This is a genomic window from Pseudomonas sp. FP453 (genome assembly GCF_030687495.1).
Classification (GTDB): Bacteria; Pseudomonadota; Gammaproteobacteria; order Pseudomonadales; family Pseudomonadaceae; genus Aquipseudomonas.
The window spans coordinates 1,850,567-1,869,463 of record NZ_CP117435.1 but is presented as its reverse complement, the minus strand read 5'-3'; the positions used below and the strand labels follow the sequence as shown (position 1 = coordinate 1,869,463).

General features: G+C 61.5%; 17 protein-coding genes. 4 read left to right on the top strand and 13 right to left on the bottom strand.

From position 1 onward, the window contains the following. Window positions 1–170 precede the first annotated feature (170 nt). Window positions 171–1,208, top strand: a complete 1,038-nt coding sequence (locus tag PSH87_RS08520; protein WP_017734443.1) for a patatin-like phospholipase family protein — start codon at window positions 171–173, stop codon at window positions 1,206–1,208. Between the two features lie 121 nt (window positions 1,209–1,329). Here PSH87_RS08520 and PSH87_RS08515 read toward each other — a convergent pair whose 3' ends face one another. The 6 genes from PSH87_RS08515 to kdpF all read right to left on the bottom strand — a co-directional run bounded on the left by PSH87_RS08515 (window position 1,330) and on the right by kdpF (window position 9,307). Continuing rightward, window positions 1,330–2,019, bottom strand: a complete 690-nt coding sequence (locus PSH87_RS08515; protein ID WP_305433097.1) for a response regulator — start codon at window positions 2,017–2,019, stop codon at window positions 1,330–1,332. Between the two features lie 37 nt (window positions 2,020–2,056). Beyond that, window positions 2,057–4,708, bottom strand: a complete 2,652-nt coding sequence (locus PSH87_RS08510; protein WP_305433096.1) for a sensor histidine kinase KdpD — start codon at window positions 4,706–4,708, stop codon at window positions 2,057–2,059. Between the two features lie 124 nt (window positions 4,709–4,832). Further along, a complete protein-coding gene (kdpC, locus tag PSH87_RS08505) occupies window positions 4,833–5,378 on the bottom strand; it encodes a potassium-transporting ATPase subunit KdpC (RefSeq protein ID WP_305433095.1) in 546 nt (181 codons plus the stop codon). Window positions 5,379–5,442: 64 nt separating this feature from the next. Then, entirely contained in the window at window positions 5,443–7,506 is a 2,064-nt protein-coding gene (kdpB, locus tag PSH87_RS08500) for a potassium-transporting ATPase subunit KdpB (protein ID WP_370695297.1), read from the bottom strand. Between the two features lie 6 nt (window positions 7,507–7,512). Then, on the bottom strand, window positions 7,513–9,207 hold the full coding sequence (gene kdpA, locus PSH87_RS08495; RefSeq protein WP_017734448.1) for a potassium-transporting ATPase subunit KdpA: 1,695 nt from the start codon (window positions 9,205–9,207) through the stop codon (window positions 7,513–7,515). Window positions 9,208–9,217: 10 nt separating this feature from the next. After that, a complete protein-coding gene (gene kdpF / locus PSH87_RS08490) occupies window positions 9,218–9,307 on the bottom strand; it encodes a K(+)-transporting ATPase subunit F (protein ID WP_305433093.1) in 90 nt (29 codons plus the stop codon). Window positions 9,308–9,719: 412 nt separating this feature from the next. Between kdpF and eat the strand changes: the two genes are divergently transcribed. Further along, a complete protein-coding gene (gene eat / locus PSH87_RS08485; protein WP_305433092.1) occupies window positions 9,720–11,084 on the top strand; it encodes an ethanolamine permease in 1,365 nt (454 codons plus the stop codon). Between the two features lie 111 nt (window positions 11,085–11,195). Continuing rightward, a complete protein-coding gene (locus tag PSH87_RS08480; RefSeq protein WP_008437727.1) occupies window positions 11,196–11,363 on the top strand; it encodes a DUF2897 family protein in 168 nt (55 codons plus the stop codon). 8 nt (window positions 11,364–11,371) lie between these two features. On the opposite strand, the gene PSH87_RS08475 is transcribed toward PSH87_RS08480, so the two are convergent. After that, a complete protein-coding gene (locus PSH87_RS08475; RefSeq protein WP_305433091.1) occupies window positions 11,372–12,220 on the bottom strand; it encodes a DUF1989 domain-containing protein in 849 nt (282 codons plus the stop codon). Beyond that, window positions 12,220–12,879 (bottom strand): GntR family transcriptional regulator, encoded by a 660-nt coding sequence (locus PSH87_RS08470; RefSeq protein ID WP_305433090.1) that lies wholly within the window; start codon window positions 12,877–12,879, stop codon window positions 12,220–12,222. Before PSH87_RS08470 ends, PSH87_RS08475 begins: the two co-directional genes overlap by 1 nt. A 130-nt stretch (window positions 12,880–13,009) precedes the next feature. Here PSH87_RS08470 and PSH87_RS08465 point away from each other — a divergent pair, with 130 nt between their 5' ends. After that, window positions 13,010–13,588: a TetR/AcrR family transcriptional regulator gene (locus PSH87_RS08465; RefSeq protein WP_305433089.1), complete on the top strand. Its 579-nt coding sequence runs from the start codon at window positions 13,010–13,012 to the stop codon at window positions 13,586–13,588. A gap of 16 nt (window positions 13,589–13,604) precedes the next feature. Here the strand turns inward: PSH87_RS08465 and PSH87_RS08460 are convergent, their stop codons facing one another. The 5 genes from PSH87_RS08460 to PSH87_RS08440 all read right to left on the bottom strand — a co-directional run bounded on the left by PSH87_RS08460 (window position 13,605) and on the right by PSH87_RS08440 (window position 18,893). Next, on the bottom strand, window positions 13,605–13,937 hold the full coding sequence (locus PSH87_RS08460; RefSeq protein ID WP_017734453.1) for a ComEA family DNA-binding protein: 333 nt from the start codon (window positions 13,935–13,937) through the stop codon (window positions 13,605–13,607). 110 nt (window positions 13,938–14,047) lie between these two features. Then, entirely contained in the window at window positions 14,048–16,042 is a 1,995-nt protein-coding gene (locus tag PSH87_RS08455; RefSeq protein ID WP_026136484.1) for a nucleoside-diphosphate sugar epimerase/dehydratase, read from the bottom strand. A 96-nt stretch (window positions 16,043–16,138) separates the two neighbouring features. Then, the gene (locus tag PSH87_RS08450) at window positions 16,139–17,164 is read right to left on the bottom strand and encodes a glycosyltransferase family 4 protein (protein WP_017734455.1); all 1,026 of its coding nucleotides are present in this window, start codon (window positions 17,162–17,164) and stop codon (window positions 16,139–16,141) included. Then, a complete protein-coding gene (locus tag PSH87_RS08445; protein WP_017734456.1) occupies window positions 17,161–18,126 on the bottom strand; it encodes an NAD-dependent epimerase/dehydratase family protein in 966 nt (321 codons plus the stop codon). The genes PSH87_RS08450 and PSH87_RS08445 overlap by 4 nt, the downstream gene beginning before the upstream one ends. Then, window positions 18,126–18,893, bottom strand: coding sequence for a glycosyltransferase family 2 protein (locus PSH87_RS08440; RefSeq protein ID WP_032864668.1), 768 nt, complete (start codon window positions 18,891–18,893; stop codon window positions 18,126–18,128). The genes PSH87_RS08445 and PSH87_RS08440 overlap by 1 nt, the downstream gene beginning before the upstream one ends. Between the last annotated feature and the right edge of the window lie 4 nt (window positions 18,894–18,897).

The following is an 18,897-nucleotide window of genomic DNA, read 5'->3' as shown; positions in this document are numbered from 1 at the left end:
CAGTCGTACGTTGTAGACGTTGCCTACATGAAAAAGTGCCTTGTCCTTAGCCTGAAAACGATAGTACCTATTCCCAGAGCATACCCGAGGCTTGGCACTCCCGCAGCGAAGATTGAAGCCGCCCCCTCAATGGGTGCATTGTGGGCACCTGCCATCTGTAGGACATGACCATGAAGAAACGTGTTGCCTTGGTGCTGGGCTCTGGCGGGGCCCGGGGCTACGCCCATATCGGCGTGATCGAAGAGATCGAACGACGGGGCTACGACATCGCCTGTGTCGCCGGTTGTTCCATGGGCGCCGTGGTCGGTGGCATCTACGCCGCCGGCAAGCTGGATGAATACCGTAACTGGATCGAAAGCCTCGACTACCTCGACGTACTGCGCCTGGTGGACGTCAGTTTTCGTCTCGGCGCGATTCGTGGCGAGAAGGTCTTTGGCCAGATCCGCAAGATCGTCGGCGAGTTGAATATCGAAGAGCTGCGCATCCCCTACACCGCCGTCGCCACCGACCTCACCAACCAACAGGAAATCTGGTTCCAGGAAGGCTGCCTGCACCAGGCCATGCGCGCTTCGGCGGCGATCCCCAGCCTGTTCACGCCGGTGATGCAAGGCAACCGCATGCTGGTGGACGGCGGCCTGCTCAACCCGCTGCCGATCGTGCCGGTGGTGTCGAGCCATTGCGACTTGATCATCGCGGTCAACCTCAACGCCACCAACCAAAAGCACTACCAACTGCCGGTGATCCAGCGCCCACCGGCGTTCAAGAGCCGCTTCAACAGCCTGGCGAAATCACTCGGTTCGCACCTGCCATTTCGGCGCAAGCAGGCCGAGCAACTGATGAAACTGGAACAGGAAGCCTTGCAGGCCGAAGCGGCGGACATCAACCCTTGGCTGGACTCGGCGGAACCCGAATCCCAGCAACCCGCCGCCGCGCCGGAAAAGGCTGGCGCGCCGAAGTCGGCGACCGGTTCGTTCATCATCGATAACGTGGGGCCGGCGTCGTTGCTGGACCTGATCAACCAGAGTTTCGAGGTGATGCAAACGTCGTTGGCGCAGTACAAGATTGCCGGGTACCCGCCGGATGTGTTGATCAACGTGCCGAAGCGGGTGTGCCGGTTTTTCGAGTTCTACAAGGCGCCGGAGTTGATCGCGCTGGGGCGGGAGATTGCCAGGGATACCCTGGACCGGTATGAGAGTGAGCAGGGCTGAAATCTTGGGTGCTGCTGATGGCCTCATCGCAGGCAAGCCAGCTCCCACATTTTGAACGTGTTCGCAATTCAAGTGTGGGAGCTGGCTTGCCTGCGATGAGGCCGGCCCAGCCACCAAAAATCTATGTGCCCAACAACCGATACCCCACCCCCGCCTCCGTCACGATAAACCGCGGCTGCGTCGGATCATCCGCCAGCTTCTGGCGCAAATGCCCCACCACAATCCGCAAATAATGGCTGTCTTCGGTATGGGTCGGCCCCCAGATATCCTTGAGCAATTGCTGCTGGGTAATCACCCGCCCCGGATGCCGCGCCAGTTGCGCCAGCACCGCGTACTCCTTGCGCGTCAGGGCGACTTCGACGCCGTCCAGCAGCACGCGGCGGTAGGCGAGGTCCACGGTCAGCGGCCCGAAAGACAGCGCCGCTTCCTGCGCCTCCCCCGCCGGTGCCTGGCGCAGCAGCGCGCGCACGCGGGCGAGAAATTCCTGGATGCCGAAGGGCTTGGTCACATAGTCATTGGCGCCGCCGTCCAGGGCTTCGACCTTCTGCCCTTCGCTGGCGCGCACCGACAGCACCAGCACCGGCACCGTGGACCACTCGCGAAATTCGCGCAGCACTTGCTGGCCGTCCATGTCCGGCAGGCCGAGGTCGAGCACCAGCAAGTCCGGTTTGCTCAGTGCCGCCTGGGCCAGGCCTTCGTTGCCGGTGCCGGCCTCGATCACCTTGTAGCCCTGGGAGGCCAGGCTGATACGCAGGAATTTGCGGATCTGCGGTTCGTCATCAATGACCAAAATCGTCGCAGTCTGGCTCATGGTGTCCAATCAGAATCGGGAGAAAAAACAGGGTAGCTCATGCCTCGCGCTCCAGGCCAGGCTGGATCGGCAACGGCAGGAACAGGGTGATGCAAGTCCCTCGGCCGTCGATGCCGTCGGCCACGCCGATATGCCCGCCGTGGGCGCCGACCATGCCCTGGCAGATCGCCAGGCCGAGACCGGTACCCTGCCCGCCACGGTCGCCACGGGCGGCGGTGTAGAACATGTCGAAAATCTTCGCGCGCTCGTCCTCGGGGATGCCGGGGCCTTCGTCGGCGACGGCAAAAAACAGTTGGTTATCCGCGACGCCCGCACTCAACTGCAAACGCCCATGGGACGGCGAAAAGCGCGCGGCATTTTCCAGCACATTGACCAGTGCCTGCTCGATCAGCGCCGCGTGCACATACAGCAATGGCAACTGGGCCGGCACCTCGGTGTGCACCTGCAGCGGCGCCAGCACCGCGCGCAAGCGGCCGAGGGCGCTGCCGACGATATCGCCGGGCGAGACCCAGTCCCGCGCCAGCTTCAACGCGCCGTGGCCCAGGCGCGTCATGTCCAGCAGGTTCTGGATGTAACGGTCGAGGCGCTCGGCTTCATCGCGGGTGCCTTCCAGCAGTTCGCGGCGGTCCTCCAGCGGGATGGCCTCGCCGAGGGCCAGCAGGCTGTCGATGCTGCCGCGCATGGAGGTCAGCGGCGTGCGCAAATCGTGGGACACCGAGGCGAGCAAGGCGCTGCGCAGTTGCTCGGTTTCGCCGTGCAGGCGCGCCGACTCCAACTCCTGCGCCAGTTGCGCACGGGCCAGGGCTTGCGCCAGCGGCTGGCTCAGGGCGGTCAGCAAGCGACGGCGCTGGCCGCTCAATTCCAGGCCCGGCTTGGGGCTCACGCCGAGCAGGCCCAGCGGCCCTTCTTCACCCGACAACGGCCACCACCACCAACGGCCCAGCGGCAAGGTGCCCGTGCCCATGCCGGCGGGTTGATCGTGCTGCCAGGCCCAGTCCGCAGCGGCGCGTTCGCCTTCGGTGAGGGTCAGCGGGCCACCGGTTTCGATCGTCCAACCACCCTGGCCGTCGCGATTGACCAGGCACAGGTCGAGGTCGCTCCAGCCTTCCAGGTGATGGGCCGCCGCACTGATCACCGCCTGGCGGTCGGTGGCGGCGGTGAGTTTGCGCGACAGGTCGAGCAACTCGCTGGTTTCTTCCTGGGTGTCGCGCAGCGCCTGCAACTGCCGGCGTTGGCGCGCGGCGAGGTTGCCGGTGAGCGCCGCCATCAGCAGGAAGAACAATAAGGTCAGCACATCTTCTTCACGCTGGATGGCGAAGGAAAAGTTCGGCGGGATAAACAGGAAATCGTAGGTCATGAACGACAACGCCGCGCACACCAGCGACGGGCCCAGGCTGCTGCGCACCGCCACCAACAGCACCGCGGCGAGGAACACCAACGAGATATTCGGCAACGGCAACACGCTGGACACCGCCCAGGCCACCGCCGCCGCGACGACGGTTGCCACCACCGCCAGGCCGTAGTCGAACCACACCAGCCCACGCACGTCCGGCAGGCGCGGCGGCGCGGGAATGTCGTCGCTGTCGAGGACGTTGATTTCCAGCCCCCGGGCATTGCGCAACAGGCGCGCCGCCAGCCCGCCACCAAATACCCGACGGCGCCAACGCATCCGCGACTGCCCCAACAGCAGCAGGCTGGCACGGCGTTCGGCGGCGTGCTGGATCAGGGTCTTGGCCACCTCCCCGGCCCGCAGCAACACCACTTCGCCGCCCAGGCGTTCGGCCAGTTGCTGGGCGTTTTGCAGGCGCAGGCGCGATTGCTCATCCCGCGCGCCGCCGTTATCGATATGCACCAGGCTCCACGGCAAATGCCGACGCTGCGCGACACGGCTGGCATGCCGCACCAGGCGTTCGGCCTGGGCATCGCCATCCACGCCCACCAGCAGGCGGCCGCGCACTGCCGGCGCGGCTTGGCCGAGCTGACGGTAGCCTTGGGCCAAGTCAGCATCGACGTGGGCCGCGGCGGTCTGCATCGCCAGCTCGCGCAGGGCCATCAGGTTGGTCTGGGTGAAAAATGCGTCGATGGCCGCGCGGGCCTGTTCCGGCACATACACCTTGCCGTCGCGCAGGCGTTCCAGCAGCTCGCGCGATGGCAGGTCGATCAGCAGCAGTTCGTCGGCCTCTTGCAGCACCCAGTCCGGCAGGGTTTCGCGCACTTGCACGCCGGTGATGCCGCGCACTTGGTCGTTGAGGCTTTCCAGGTGCTGGACGTTGACCGTGGTGAACACGTTGATGCCGGCGGCGAGCAGTTCCTGAATGTCTTGCCAGCGCTTTTCATGACGGCTGCCAGGGGCGTTGCTGTGGGCCAGTTCGTCCACCAGCACCAGCTTGGGCTTGGCGGCGAGCAGGCCGTCGAGGTCCATTTCTTCGAGCATCACGCCGCGGTATTCAGTGCGTAACAGCGGTTGCTGCGGCAGGCCGCTGAGCAGGGCTTCGGTCTCGGCGCGGCCGTGGGTCTCGACCACGCCGGCGATCAGTTTCACGCCCTGGCGCAGCTGGGTGTGGGCGGCCTGGAGCATGGCGTAGGTCTTGCCCACGCCCGGCGCGGCGCCAAGGAAGACTTTGAGCCGGCCACGGCCATTGCGGGGCAGGTCGGCTAGCAGGGCATCGGCGCGGCCGGAGTCGCTCATGTAGGGGGTTCCTTCAGGTGTTTATTTGCAATCTTTGAGGCCGTCATCGCGGGCAAGCCCGCTCCCACAGGGGAATGCATTCCAAATGTGGGAGCGGGCTTGCCCGCGATAGCGTCTTCAATGCCTACAACTTTTCCAGGGCCATGTTCAGCGCCAGCACATTCACCACCGGCGGCCCCACCAGCGGGCTTTCGATGTGCTCATCCAGCAAACGTTGCAGGGTCGACACCGGCACATTCCGCGCCGCCGCCACGCGCGCCAGTTGATAGGCAATCGCCTCCGGTGGCAAGTGTGGATCAAGACCGCTGCCAGAGGTAGTCAGCGAGGCCAGAGGCACCGGGCCCTGGCTCGGCACTAGCTGCTTGTTCGCGTCCTCGAAGATGCGCGTGGCCAATGCCGGGTTGCTCGGGCCGAGGTTGCTGGCGCTGCTGGAAACCGTGGCATAGGCACCAGCAGATGGGCGCGGGTGGAACCAGTTGTCGCCGCTGAAATCCTGGGCGATCAGGCTGGAGCCGCGCACCTTGCCGCTGGCGTCGTACACCAGGCTGCCGTTGGCCTGCTCGGGGAAGGCGACTTGGGCGACGCCGGTGACCACCAGTGGGTAGGCGACGCCGGTAATCAGGGTCATGAGCACCAGCAGGCTCAGAGCCGGGCGGATGATATTGGACATTTCAAGTTCCTCAATTCGGTCATTGCAACCTGTGGGCACTGGGAGAGCACCCACAGGCATCGGGTCAAACCAGGTGCAGCGCGGTCAACAGCATGTCGATCGCCTTGATGCCCGCGAACGGCACCAGCAACCCGCCCACGCCGTAGATCAGCAGGTTGCGCCGCAGCAAGGCCGCCGCACTCGCCGCCTGCACGCGCACACCGCGCAGCGCCAGGGGAATCAACACCACGATGATCAAGGCGTTGAACACAATGGCCGAAAGGATCGCGCTCTGCGGACTCTGCAAGTGCATCACGTTGAGTACGCCCAGTTGCGGGTAGATCGAGGCGAACAGCGCCGGCAGGATCGCGAAGTACTTGGCCACGTCGTTGGCGATGGAAAAGGTCGTCAGCGCGCCACGGGTCACCAGCAATTCCTTGCCGATCTGCACCACATCCAGCAGCTTGGTGGGGTCGCTGTCGAGGTCGACCATATTCGCCGCTTCGCGGGCGGCCTGGGTGCCGTCGTTCATCGCCATGCCGACGTCAGCCTGGGCCAGTGCCGGGGCGTCGTTGGCGCCGTCGCCGCACATGGCGACCAGGCGGCCGTCGTTCTGCTCGTGACGAATGCGCGCGAGTTTTTTCTCCGGGGTGGCTTCGGCCAGCACGTCATCCACGCCGGCTTCGGCGGCAATTGCAGCGGCGGTCAGCGGGTTGTCGCCGGTGACCATCACGGTGCGAATCCCCAGCTTGCGCAGTTCGGCGAAGCGTTCGCGGATGCCGGGCTTGACCACGTCCTTGAGGTGGATCGCACCGAGCAGTTTGCCGTCGGCGCACACCAGCAACGGCGTGCCGCCGCTTTGGGCGATCTTGTCGATTTCCCGCGACAGCGCGGGTGCGAGGTCGCGGCGTTGTTGGCCAGCAAAGGCCAGCAGCGAATCCACCGCGCCTTTGCGGAATACGCGGCCTTGGTAGTCGACGCCGGACAAGCGGGTTTCGGCGCTGAACGGTACGGCGGTCAGTTCGTCCAGGGACGGCTCGGCCTGGGGGTGCAGCGCACGCAGGTATTCGACGATGGATTTGCCTTCCGCCGTGTCGTCCGCCAGGGACGCCAGCAGCGCGCCTTCGGCCAGCTCGCGGCCACTGATGCCAGGCGCCGCGACCACCGCCGAGCAGCGACGGTTACCAAAGGTGATGGTGCCGGTCTTGTCCAGCAGCAGCACATGCACGTCCCCCGCCGCCTCAACCGCGCGACCGGATTTGGCGATCACGTTGAGGCGCACCAGGCGGTCCATGCCGGCGATGCCGATGGCCGACAACAAGCCGCCAATCGTCGTGGGAATCAACGTCACCAGCAGTGCGACCAGGAACACCAGCGGCAAGCTGCCATTGGCGAAGTGGGCGAACGGTTGCAGGGTCACCACCACCAACAGGAAGATCAGCGTCAGGCCGATCAGCAGGATATCCAGCGCCACTTCGTTGGGGGTTTTCTGGCGTTTGGCGCCTTCGACCAGGGCGATCATCCGGTCCAGGGTGGACTCACCGGGGTTGGCGGTGATGCGGATCAGCAGCCAGTCCGACACCAGCCGCGTGTTGCCGGTGACGGCCGAGCGGTCGCCGCCGGACTCGCGGATCACCGGCGCGGATTCGCCGGTGATCGCCGCTTCGTTGACCGCCGCGATGCCTTCGATGACTTCGCCGTCACCGGGGATCATTTCCCCGGCGGCGACGCGCACCACATCGCCTTTGCGCAGGCTGGTGGCCGGCACGACCTTGAAGCTGCCGTCGGTTTCCTTGCGGCGTGCGCTGAGGCCTTCGCTGCCGGCCTTGAGGCTGTCGGCACGGGCCTTGCCACGCCCTTCGGCCAAGGCTTCGGCGAAGTTGGCGAACAACACGGTGAACCACAGCCACACGGCGATTTGCACGGCGACAAACGTCGGCACGGCGGTGTCGGGCACGAAGCACAGCACGGTGGTGAGGATGGCGGTCAGCTCGACCACCAGCATCACCGGCGAGCGTTGCAATTGGCGCGGGTCGAGCTTGACGAACGCCTGGACCAGCGCCGGGCGCCACAGGGCGGAGATGGCGGTTTTGGCGGGCTCCTGGGTTTGCACGGGAGCGGCGTTTTTTGCAGGCATATTCATGTTCATATCCCCTTAGAAGCCCATGCTCAGGTGTTCAGCGATGGGGCCTAGAGCAAGCGTCGGCAGGAAGGTCAGGCCGCCCACCAGCAAGATGGTCACGGTCAACAGGGTCACGAACAGCGGGCCATGGGTCGGGAAGCTGTTCTGGCCAATTGGTGCGGCCTTCTTCATCGCCAGGCTGCCGGCCAGGGCCAGGACCGGGAGGATGTAGCCGAAGCGGCCGATCAACATGCCAAGGCCGAGCATCAGGTTGTGGAACGCGGTGTTGGCGCTGAGGCCGGCGAACGCCGAGCCGTTGTTGGCACTGGCGGAGGTGTAGGCGTAGAGCAATTGGCTGAACCCGTGAGGGCCAGGGTTGCTGATGGCACTCGCCGGGCCGGGCAGGCTGGCGGCGATCGCACTGAGGACGAGCACGCCTACCGGCATCACCAGCAAGGTGACGACGAGCAATTGCACTTCCTTGGCCTGGAGTTTCTTGCCGAGGTATTCCGGCGTGCGGCCGATCATCAAACCGGCGAGGAACACCGCGATCAACACGTTGAGCAACATGCCGTACATGCCGGCGCCGACGCCGCCGAAGATCACTTCGCCGACCATCATGTTGACCAGCGCGACCATGCCGCTCAGCGGGCTGAGGCTGTCTTGCATGCCGTTGACCGAGCCGTTGGACGCCGCGGTGGTAGTCACCGACCAAAGCACGGTGCCGGTGGTGCCGAAGCGCGTTTCCTTGCCTTCCAGCGGTGCGGTCTGCTCGACGGCCGGGTGGTTCAGGGTCGGGTTGGGCTGGGACTCGGACCACAGCGAGGTGGCGCCGCCGATCAGGAACAGCGCCAACATGCAGCCAAGGATCGCGCGGCTCTGGCGCAGGTCCTTCACGTAGTGACCAAAGGTGAACACCAGCGCCACCGGGATCAGGATGATCGACGCCACCTCGAACAGATTGGCCCACGCGGTAGGGTCTTCAAACGGATGCGCCGAGTTGACGCCGAAGAAACCACCGCCGTTGGTACCCAGTTGCTTGATCGCGATCTGGCTGGCGGCCGGGCCGAGGGGGATCACCTGATCCACGCCCTGCATCGTCAGCGCATCGACGTAATGGGCGAAGGTCTGCGGCACGCCCTGCCACACCAGGAACAATGCGAGCACCAGGCACAGGGGCAGCAGGCCGTAGAGGGTGGCGCGGGTCATGTCGACCCAGAAGTTACCCAGGGTCTGCGCGGATTTGCGACCGATCCCGCGGCACAAGGCGACAAGGACGGCCAAACCGGTGGCGGCGCTGACGAAGTTCTGTACGGTCAGGCCGGCCATCTGGCTGAGGTAGCTCAGGGACGCCTCACCGCTGTAGGACTGCCAGTTGGTGTTGGTCATGAAACTGACGGCGGTGTTGAAGGCCAGCGTCCATTCCTGGCCCGGTAATTTCTGCGGGTTCAGTGGGAGGTAGTCCTGGAACAGCAGGATGGCGAACAACAGCAGGAAGCCGGCAAGGTTGAATGCCAGCAGGGCCAGCATGTACTTCTGCCAGCTTTGTTCCTGATGTTCGTCCACGCCCGAGAGGCGATAGCAGGCCTTTTCGACAGGCCCCAGGACCGGGCTCAACCAGGTGCGCTGGCCTTCCATCACCTTGTAGTAGAACCGGCCCAGGAACGGCGCCGGCACCAACACCACGGCAAAGAAGGCGATGATCAGCCAATAGTCATAACTGTGCATGGCCAAGCTCCTAGTTCCGATCCGCGCGTAGCAGCGCAGCCAGCAGATAAATGAACAGCGCCACGGCCAATAGCAGTGACACCCCGTCCAGAACGCTCATGGAAGTTTCTCCGTTTAGCGGCGTATTGCCGCGTGTGGGGCAATTGTCCGCAGGAGTGGTGTAAAGGAACGAGAGCGAGGGGGTGGGCGGGGCGTAAAGACGGCGTAAAGAGTGGGTTTATGCGGGGGTTACAGGAGAGGTGTAGTGGCTGGGAAGGCCTCATCGCGGGCAAGCCCGCTCCCACAGTTTGATCGGCGTTTGCCATGACAACGCGGTCGAGTGTGGGAGCGGGCTTGCCCGCGATGGCGGCAGCTCAAACAACCTCGCACTCATCTGGTGCAACCCTGCCGAGATTCAAACGCCAAACCATCCCCCCGACGACAGGTGTGCGCCTTTACGACAATGATTCTCAGGCTGGCATGGCCGCTGCAATACCTTGAATCATTCCAAACCGTTCAGGGAGCGCAGCACGATGAACACACAACTCAAACCCACCTTGGGCACCCTGCATTTGTGGGGCATTGCTGTCGGCCTGGTGATTTCCGGGGAGTACTTCGGCTGGAGCTACGGCTGGGGCGTCGCCGGCACCTTGGGCTTCCTGGTGACCTCGCTGATGGTCGCCGCGATGTACACCTGCTTTATCTTCAGTTTCACCGAACTGACCACCGCCATTCCCCACGCAGGTGGGCCGTTTGCCTACAGCCGCCGCGCCTTTGGTGAGAAAGGCGGCTTGATTGCCGGGCTGGCGACGCTGATTGAATTCGTGTTCGCCCCGCCCGCCATTGCCCTGGCCATCGGTGCCTATCTCAACGTGCAGTTTCCGGCACTGGACCCGAAACATGCGGCCGTCGGCGCCTATTTCGTGTTCATGGGCCTGAACATCCTCGGCGTGAAACTCGCTGCCACCTTCGAATTGGTGGTGTGCGTGCTCGCCGTGGCCGAGTTGCTGGTATTCATGGGCGTGGTCGCCCCGGCGTTCAGTTTCAGCAACTTCGCCCTGAATGGCTGGGCCGGTTCGGATACGTTTGGCGCGCCGGCGATTGCCGGGATGTTTGCGGCGATTCCCTTTGCGATCTGGTTCTTTCTCGCCATCGAAGGCGCGGCCATGGCCGCAGAAGAAGCGAAAGATCCCAAGCGCACCATTCCAAAAGCCTACATCAGCGGCATCCTGACCCTGGTGATCCTGGCCATGGGCGTGATGTTCTTCGCCGGTGGCGTGGGTGACTGGCGCACCTTGTCGAACATCAACGATCCACTGCCGCAAGCGATGAAAACCGTGGTGGGCGACCACTCAGGTTGGCTGCACATGCTGGTGTGGATCGGCCTGTTCGGCCTGGTGGCGAGCTTCCACGGCATCATCCTCGGCTATTCGCGTCAGTTCTTTGCCCTGGCCCGCGCCGGTTACCTGCCCTCTTTCCTCGCCAAGCTGTCGCGCTTTCAGACACCCCACCGCGCCATCCTCGCCGGCGGCGTGGTCGGCATCGCCGCGATCTACAGCGACGGCTTGATCAACCTGGGCGGCATGACGCTGACCGCAGCGATGATCACCATGGCGGTCTTCGGCGCCATCGTGATGTACATCATGAGCATGCTCAGCCTGTTCAAGCTGCGTAAAAGCGAACCGCTGCTGGAGCGCACCTTTCGCGCGCCGGGTTACCCGATTGTGCCGGGCATTGCGCTGGTGCTGGCGGTGGTGTGCCTGGTGGCCATGGCCTGGTTCAACACGTTGATCGGGTTGATCTTCCTGGGCTTCATGGCGGTAGGGTTTGCCTACTTCCAGATGACCGCGCAGAACCGTGCCGGTGCCCCGGCGGATGCGATGTTGACCGGGCTCTGATCTACTGGAGGCAGAACGGGCCTACACTGAACTACTGAGAAAGCCCGTTACTCAAAGCAGTTATTCCCGTGGGAAAATTCTCCCACGGCAATCTGCCTCAAGGAGAGCCTTATGCCGTGGTATGCGTGGTTGATTTTAGTGGTGGCGATCGGCTCGATCGTCGGTGGCTTGCTGATGCTGCGGGACAGCGCCAACAAGGTGGAACTCACCGACGAACAACGCAAACGCGTGGCCGAACGCAACGCCCAGGCGGATGCCAAGGACGCGCAAGATCGCTGAGCCTTGGGTTACTCCCAAGCCGCCTTGGCCATATGCAACCCGTGCTGCCCCTTGTAGGCAGCACGTTCCGGCTGGCTCCAGCCATTCAGCAGCGCCGCTTCCAACCGGTAGATCTCAACGCCCAGCGGGCGACACACCGTCAGCGGGTCCTGCGCGTCGGGGCCCCACATCGGCAGTGACAGGTCCCCGCCCGGGCAGGTCGACAGCGCGCACAGCAGATCAATCTCGGCAAAGAACTCCAGGTAATCACCCTTCTGCGCCGGGCACGCCTTCATGAAATACATGTCGTCCTGATTGAGGCCGGTGCACTGGAAAATATTCAGCACGTCATGCACGTCGAATTCCGTCAGGCCGTGGGGTAAAACCGCACGCGTCAGGTTCGAGTGGCAATGGTGATGGAAGTCCTCACCGGTGAGCATGCGGTTCACATAAGGGTCGCAGCGCGTACCCAGCAGGTCATGCAGGCGCCCGCCATGTTCATCGATGCCATAGCTCGCCAGGCTGTCATCGGTGATAGTCACCAGGGGCCGCAGAAACGGCAGGTTCGACCACAAGCGGTCATGGGTGCTGACATGGGCGCCCTGCAACTGCCGCGTGCGTGCGGCCCACAGCCGCTCGCGCGGGTCATTGGCGTTCCACACGTTGAAGTCGCCCACCTGCGGGCCAACCGGCGTGGTCACCCGGAACACATGCCCGGCCGGCACTTTCCATGCCCTGCCCGTACGAATCGGCACCTCGAATTGTTCGATCAAGGTGCGCTGGTCGGCGCACTCGCGAATGCGCTCATAAAACGCCTTATCAACCTGCAGCGCCGAACCTTTGCTGACCTGATAAGCCGCCGGATAGTCTTTGTACATTATGGAAATCCTCGATCAAGGGGGGCGAACAGGGCCAGCGACGCGCGCTCCGAATCATCCAGATACAAACTCAGCGCCTGCCCTGCTGCCGGTTTATCCGCTTGGACCAATAGCACGTATATCTCACGGTCACGCTCCAGCCAGGGTGACTGGAACCGCTGCTCATCGGGTGCGGCACAAAATACCAGGCGTAACTGGGCGATCACCTGGGCAAAAAAGTCATCGAACAACGGGCTGCGCATCAGCCCGACAATCTGTTGGTGGAACACCAGGCTGTGGGTGGCCACGGCGCGCCAATCTTCACGTTCCCGCGCCAGGGTGGTGGCGTCGATAGCGTTTTGCATGCGCTCGGACTGATCGGCGGTCAATGCGCCGCTCTGGGCGATGGCCTGTAACTCCAGGGTGCGTCGCACTACAAACACATCACGCACCTCTTCACGCTCCAGGCGCCGGACCATCACCCCCTTGTTTCGCACGTACCGGGTCAGGCCTTCTTGCCCCAGGCGATGCAAGGCTTCGCGAATCGTGTTGCGCGAGGCGTTGTAACGCCTCACCAACTCCACCTCGACCAACGCCATGCCAGGTAGCAACCGCCCACCGATGATGTCGGCACGAAGTTCCAGCGCGATCTGATCGGCTAACGACAAACTGAGTGCCATCACTCCCCCATGATTGTTGAACAATCCTCTGCGTAGACGTAATCACTTTTCGTGCCAACCGCTGCGCTTCGCTGGATGTGTAATAACGTTCAACTCCGTTAAACTGCCACCTCGTTACCGAGGCTGCCCTATGCGTTACTCCCAAGACCACAAAGCCCAAACCCATCAGCGCATCATCAAGGAAGCGTCGGTACGCTTTCGCCGCGACGGCATTGGCGCCACCGGCCTGCAACCGCTGATGAAAGCGCTGGGCCTGACGCATGGCGGGTTTTACGCACACTTCAAGTCCAAGGACGAACTGGTAGAAAAAGCCCTGCTCGCCTCGGCCGCAGAACTCGATACTCACTGCGAGATGCTGTTCAGCCAGGAGCGGCCGTTGGACGCGTTCATCGACAGCTACCTGTCGGACTGGCATCAGACCTCCCCGGACCAGGGTTGCCCTTTGCCGACCATGTGTTCCGAACTAGGGCTACGAGGCCAGCCTAGTCCGACAACGGACGCCGTGCTCGATGCACGGCTCAAACAGATTGATACAGCTTTGGGTGAGGGCCGTACTGACGCTCAGGCACTGGTGATGATGTCGACACTGGTGGGCGCGCTGGTGCTGGCCAGGAGTGTCGAGAATCCACAATTGGCCACGCGGATCATGGATGTGGTTCGAGACACCTTGAAAACGCAGATCCGGGAAGATGAAAAGGCCGATCAATGACCGGCCTCCTGGCTACTTAATTGATCGACAGCCTATCGCGGTTCTTCTCCAGCAACGCCTTGCCAATGCCCTTCACCTCCAACAACTCATCCACTGCCGTGAACGGACCGTTGCTATCGCGGTAGGCGACGATTGCCTTGGCTTTGGCGGCGCCGATGCCGAACAAGTCACGCCGCAGGGTTTCGGCGTCGGCGGCGTTCAGGTTGACCTTGGCGGCTTGCTCGGCCTTGGTTATTTGCGCAGTGATGGGGGTGGGTGCTTCGGGTTTGATCGAAGGGGCTGCGGTGGTGGTGACGGAGAGTGTGGTGAGGAAGGCGAAGATCAGGGAAGAAACGTAGGTGTTTTGCATTGGTGACGCTCCATGACAACTATGAGAGAAAAGCAGCTTTCCGAAGCTGCTTTTCAAACTTAGGTGATGCGTGGGATTCGTCAAAAAAGCTTGAGTAACAGGGTGTTAAATCAAGGCTCCAGGCGACGTTGCTGATAGATCCAATCAACGATTTCGCCATCGGGGGAGTAGCCGCTGACAGTGTCGCGCAACAGCTCTCGGATACGCGCGTAATCATCTTGATCGACCGCAGCCAGCAGCTCTTTGAGCGTGCCCTTGAGCACCTCCCACGACAGATGATCTTCACTGGCACTCATGATCATCGGGTGCTGGGTCGCGACCACGTTGTCGCCAATCAGTAACTCCTCGTAAAGTTTTTCACCGGGACGCAAGCCGGTGAACTCGATGGAGATGTCACCTTGGGGGTTTTTATCGGAGCGCACGCTCAGGCCAGAGAGATGAACCATCTTTTCTGCCAGTTCGATGATTTTCACCGGTTCGCCCATATCCAGAACAAATACGTCCCCGCCCTGCCCCATGGAGCCTGCCTGGATGACGAGTTGGGCGGCCTCCGGGATCGTCATGAAGTAGCGCGTGATCTTCGGGTGGGTCACCGTCAGCGGCCCTCCGGATTTGATCTGCTTGTGGAACAACGGAATCACAGAGCCCGAGGACCCAAGAACGTTGCCGAAGCGAACCATGGTGAAGCGGGTCTTGTTGACATGGGAAACATTGGACTTGTCGCCGAACAGTACGGGGGCCAATTCCCTGCTCAGGGCTTGCAGTGTCAACTCTGCCAGGCGCTTGGTACTGCCCATGATGTTTGTCGGGCGTACAGCCTTGTCAGTTGAGATCAACACGAAGTTGGCAACCCCCGACTGGAGTGCCGCCTGGGCGGTATTCAGTGTTCCGATGACGTTGTTCAACACGCCTTCTGCCACGTTGTGCTCAACCATCGGGACGTGTTTGTAGGCCGCGGCATGGTAGACGGTATCGACATGCCAGGTCTTCATCACGTCGAGCAGTTTTTCCGGGTTACGCACTGACCCGAGAATCGGTAGAAGTTTTACCGGCAAAGACTCCCGCGCAATGCGCTGTTCCAACTCGGACAGGATGGTGTACAGGTTGAATTCGCCGTGATCGAACAACAACAAGGTCGTTGGCCGCAGGGAAAGAATCTGTCGGCAAAGCTCCGAGCCGATGGAGCCACCCGCACCGGTTACCAGTACCACCTGGGCCTTGACGCAGTGCTCAAGCAAGTCGGCCTGTGCCGGGACCGCATCGCGCCCCAGCAGGTCGGCGATATCGACTTCTTGAATATCGTCAACTTTGACACGCCCACTGGCGAGGTCCATGAAGCCGGGAACACTGCGCACGTGGAGTGGAAAGCCTTCAAGAAAACTCAGGATTTCACGACGGCGGCCACGGTTGGACGAGGGGATGGCCAGAAGGATTTCCTGGGCGCCGGTTGCCTCGATCATTTGTTGGATGTGCTTGGGTTTATACACATGCAAACCCGATATGACTCGGTCTGAAATGCTCGAGTCGTCATCGATAAACGCCACTGGGCGCATGACTCGCCCCATTCGAAGTGCGGCAACCAACTGGTTCCCGGCAGAACCGGCGCCGTAGATAGCGACTTTGATCAAGCCATCGTCACGACTGGTGAAAGGCACGTGCTGCGAAGCGGTGAACCAATCCCCCAAAAAGTATTGGCGCATGCCCAGTCGCAAGCCGCCGATCATGATCAGGCTCAACCACCAATAGTTGAACACGATCGAGCGCGGAACCACGTTTTGATGATTGCTGTACCAATAGACCACCAACGCCAATATCAACGCTGACAAGCTGACGGCCTTGATGATGGCGATCAGCGCATCATTGCCGAAATAACGCATGACTGCCCGGTACATGCCAAATCGCACGAACAACGGGATGGCAATGATGGGCGCAGAAATGAACAGCCAGAAGTGCATCCGGACAGGATTGACCATTTCATCGATGCCCAGGCGTACTACAAAGGCCATCCACAACGCGATCCACACCATCACGACGTCAGTCAGAACCTGCAGAACGCGCTTGTGACGCCTTGGCAAGCCCAGCAGCAGCGTGCGCATTCGATCCATCTTCATTCTCCAAAATAACCTTCACCTGCCAATAGACACCGCAGGGATGATGTCGCTATCAGACTATTTTAGTCTGCACTTGAACATCCAGGATGATCAGCGCGCCTCAACGTGCTCCAGCGCTCCCGCGTGAAACCTTACTGCCAGCCAAATCAAAGGGGCATAAGCGAGAGCAAGCCCAAGAAAGCCATCGATATCCAACAACACGACTGCCAGTGCCACGGGGAACAGCCAGAAGATATTGATGCACGCGACCGTCAGCGTGACTGGACGGTGTTGACCAAACTGTCGCGAGGCAAACTGGTAGGCGTGACTGCGATGGGCCTCATAAACCTTATCCCCGCGCAACAGCCGGCGTATCAAGGTGAATGTGGCATCGACGATGAACACCCCCAGCATGATCAGCCATGCCCAGAGCAACTGAGGGGAAACGACACTGGCCTGCAATGAGAAAGCACCCAGCATGATGCCGATAAACCCGCTTCCAGCATCACCCATGAAAATCCTGGCCGGTGGGAAATTCCAATACAGAAACCCCGCTACCGCCATGCTGAACACCAGCGGTGTCCACACAAGCTGTGGCTGGCCCACCCACCAATAGATGGCGCACATGCCCAAGCAGGCGCACAGCGCTTCAACGCTTGCGATGCCGTCGATGCCATCCATGAAGTTATAGAGATTCAACAGCCAGACCAGATAGAGAACGGCCAGGACATTCCCAAACCAGCCAAGGTCCAGAAGCTGGCCGAACACCCTGACCGGCCCCAGCCCGTGAAGGAAAAACAACACCCAAGCCGCCGCCAGGAAATGGCCGAGCAGCCGCCAACGCGCTGCGATATGCCCGTGGTCATCCATGAACCCCAGGACTGCCACGCCCAGCCCCGCGCCCAGCATGCCCCACGCCCAGGGCCAAGGCACAAGGCCGGCGAAGGCCAGCACGGGGACCGCCGCCAGGAAGCTGAGCACAATCGCCACCCCGCCCCCCCTGGGCGTTGGGATGGAGTGAGAGCTGCGAGCGTTGGGTGTATCGATCAGGCTGGCCGACAATGCATAGCGCCGAAGCAGCCACGTGAGCAGTAGCGAAACACCTGCCAGGCCGGGGAGTAACCAAAGAACATTCATCGTTTATTCTGATCCAGAAAATGTCGTGCCGTGCCGTCAAGTGCTTGATCCAAGCCAACACGAGGCGCCCATCCCAGCAACGAACGGGTCTTGCTGATATCGACCTGCAAGGTCCCGCACAGCCGTTGGGAAAACCCGGACAGTCCCAAAAGCTTGGCCGTAGCCGTAAGAAGCCAGGCCGGAACGGGCACCAAACGCGCGGGCGCGCGCAGCGCACGCGCCATTTTGCGCAACAGCTCAGTGGTAGAAAGGTCCTCATCATCACTGACGAGAAACACCTGATTACTGGCTGCCGGGTGATCCAGGCACGTGACGATCAGATCGGTTACGTTATCCAACGCAACAAAACTGCGTTTGTTATGAATGGCGCCCAACGGCAAAGGGATGCCCTTGCACAAATAACGCATCATGTTTTGAAAGTTTGCTTTTACCCCTGGGCCGTAGATAAGCACGGGGCGAATGATGACGATCTCCATCTCGACCTCCTCGGCCAATTGCAGGAGCCCTTTTTCAGCCTCCCATTTGGAGAGACCGTAGGCGTCGATTGGCTTGGGCTCGTCATCGGGCCGATACGGCCTGCCCGCCAGGGATTCTTCGCCATTGACCTTGATCGAGCTGATAAACACAAAGCGGCGGACTCCGGCAGTTGCCGCCTGCCGAGCCAGGTGCAGCGTGGCGGCAACGTTGACCTCGCGAAAAGCCTGAAGCGGGTCGGCGCAGGTATCGGCCATGACGTGCACTCGGGCAGCACAGTGGACGACTACGTCCACGCCGGTGAGGGCCGCCGCCCAGGAGCTTCGGGCGTCCATCGCGCCGGTGAAATGCGCAACCACGCCCGCAGGGACATGGGTCTCGGCATTCCGGACCGAGGCGGACAGGCGATACCGACCCTCTGATTGCAGGCGACGGATCAAGTCTCTACCCAAAAAGCCGCCGGCACCGGTAATGAAGATATGTTCCATCAGCTCCTCGTTCCCGGGCGCTTGAGGTATTCCAATAACTTGAATGGGATTTTACTGAGGACCATGAACAAATTGGTATATATGCCATTTCGCTTGCAGGCCTGAACGATTTCCCTATTGAGCTTCAAGCTGCTTTTGACACCTGAAGTACTGACGCCACCCGAACGCATGCGTACCAATACTTTATCGATATACGAAAAGCGGCAGTGCCTGGTCAACAACAGGCGGACAAACATCTCATAGTCCGCAGATATCGTGTACAACAAGGAATAATCACCGACGTCCTTGTAGGCTTGCCTTCTTATAAACGTTCCGGGATGGGGAGGCATCCATCCAAACCGAAGTTTCCAAGCCTTGAAATGAGCGGCGCGGTAGACCCGTGTCACCCGATGCAGGTCATCAGGGTTGACGAAGACGACATCGCCGAAGATCAACGCATCGTCTGGCTTTAGCCGAAACGCTGCGGCGACGCTCTCCAACGACGACGGGCTCTCGTAGAAATCGTCGGAGTTGAGAATACCGATGACATCGCCGGTGGCCAGCGCAATACCTTTGTTCATCGCGTCGTATATACCGCGATCCGGTTCGCTCACGATGGTCGCGATAGACGCCGCATACTCCGCGACCACACCCATCGTATTATCTTTGGATCCACCGTCTACGATGATGTATTCAATATCCGAATAGGTTTGAGCCAACACAGATTCAATAGTGTCTCTTATCGTTTTTTCACTATTGTATGAAACCGTGATAATCGAGATCTTCAATACG

Bases quoted from the DNA above. Each gene is read 5' to 3' on its own strand.
- PSH87_RS08480 (WP_008437727.1), top strand. From the start codon at position 11,196: ATGCCGTGGTATGCGTGGTTGATTTTAGTGGTGGCGATCGGCTCGATC.
- PSH87_RS08515 (WP_305433097.1), bottom strand. From the start codon at position 2,019: ATGAGCCAGACTGCGACGATTTTGGTCATTGATGACGAACCGCAGATC.
- PSH87_RS08510 (WP_305433096.1), bottom strand. From the start codon at position 4,708: ATGAGCGACTCCGGCCGCGCCGATGCCCTGCTAGCCGACCTGCCCCGC.
- PSH87_RS08465 (WP_305433089.1), top strand. From the start codon at position 13,010: ATGCGTTACTCCCAAGACCACAAAGCCCAAACCCATCAGCGCATCATC.
- PSH87_RS08520 (WP_017734443.1), top strand. From the start codon at position 171: ATGAAGAAACGTGTTGCCTTGGTGCTGGGCTCTGGCGGGGCCCGGGGC.
- kdpB (WP_370695297.1), bottom strand. From the start codon at position 7,506: ATGAACATGAATATGCCTGCAAAAAACGCCGCTCCCGTGCAAACCCAG.
- eat (WP_305433092.1), top strand. From the start codon at position 9,720: ATGAACACACAACTCAAACCCACCTTGGGCACCCTGCATTTGTGGGGC.
- PSH87_RS08455 (WP_026136484.1), bottom strand. From the start codon at position 16,042: ATGGATCGAATGCGCACGCTGCTGCTGGGCTTGCCAAGGCGTCACAAG.
- kdpA (WP_017734448.1), bottom strand. From the start codon at position 9,207: ATGCACAGTTATGACTATTGGCTGATCATCGCCTTCTTTGCCGTGGTG.
- PSH87_RS08470 (WP_305433090.1), bottom strand. From the start codon at position 12,879: ATGGCACTCAGTTTGTCGTTAGCCGATCAGATCGCGCTGGAACTTCGT.
- PSH87_RS08475 (WP_305433091.1), bottom strand. From the start codon at position 12,220: ATGTACAAAGACTATCCGGCGGCTTATCAGGTCAGCAAAGGTTCGGCG.
- kdpF (WP_305433093.1), bottom strand. From the start codon at position 9,307: ATGAGCGTTCTGGACGGGGTGTCACTGCTATTGGCCGTGGCGCTGTTC.
- PSH87_RS08450 (WP_017734455.1), bottom strand. From the start codon at position 17,164: ATGAATGTTCTTTGGTTACTCCCCGGCCTGGCAGGTGTTTCGCTACTG.
- kdpC (WP_305433095.1), bottom strand. From the start codon at position 5,378: ATGTCCAATATCATCCGCCCGGCTCTGAGCCTGCTGGTGCTCATGACC.
- PSH87_RS08460 (WP_017734453.1), bottom strand. From the start codon at position 13,937: ATGCAAAACACCTACGTTTCTTCCCTGATCTTCGCCTTCCTCACCACA.
- PSH87_RS08445 (WP_017734456.1), bottom strand. From the start codon at position 18,126: ATGGAACATATCTTCATTACCGGTGCCGGCGGCTTTTTGGGTAGAGAC.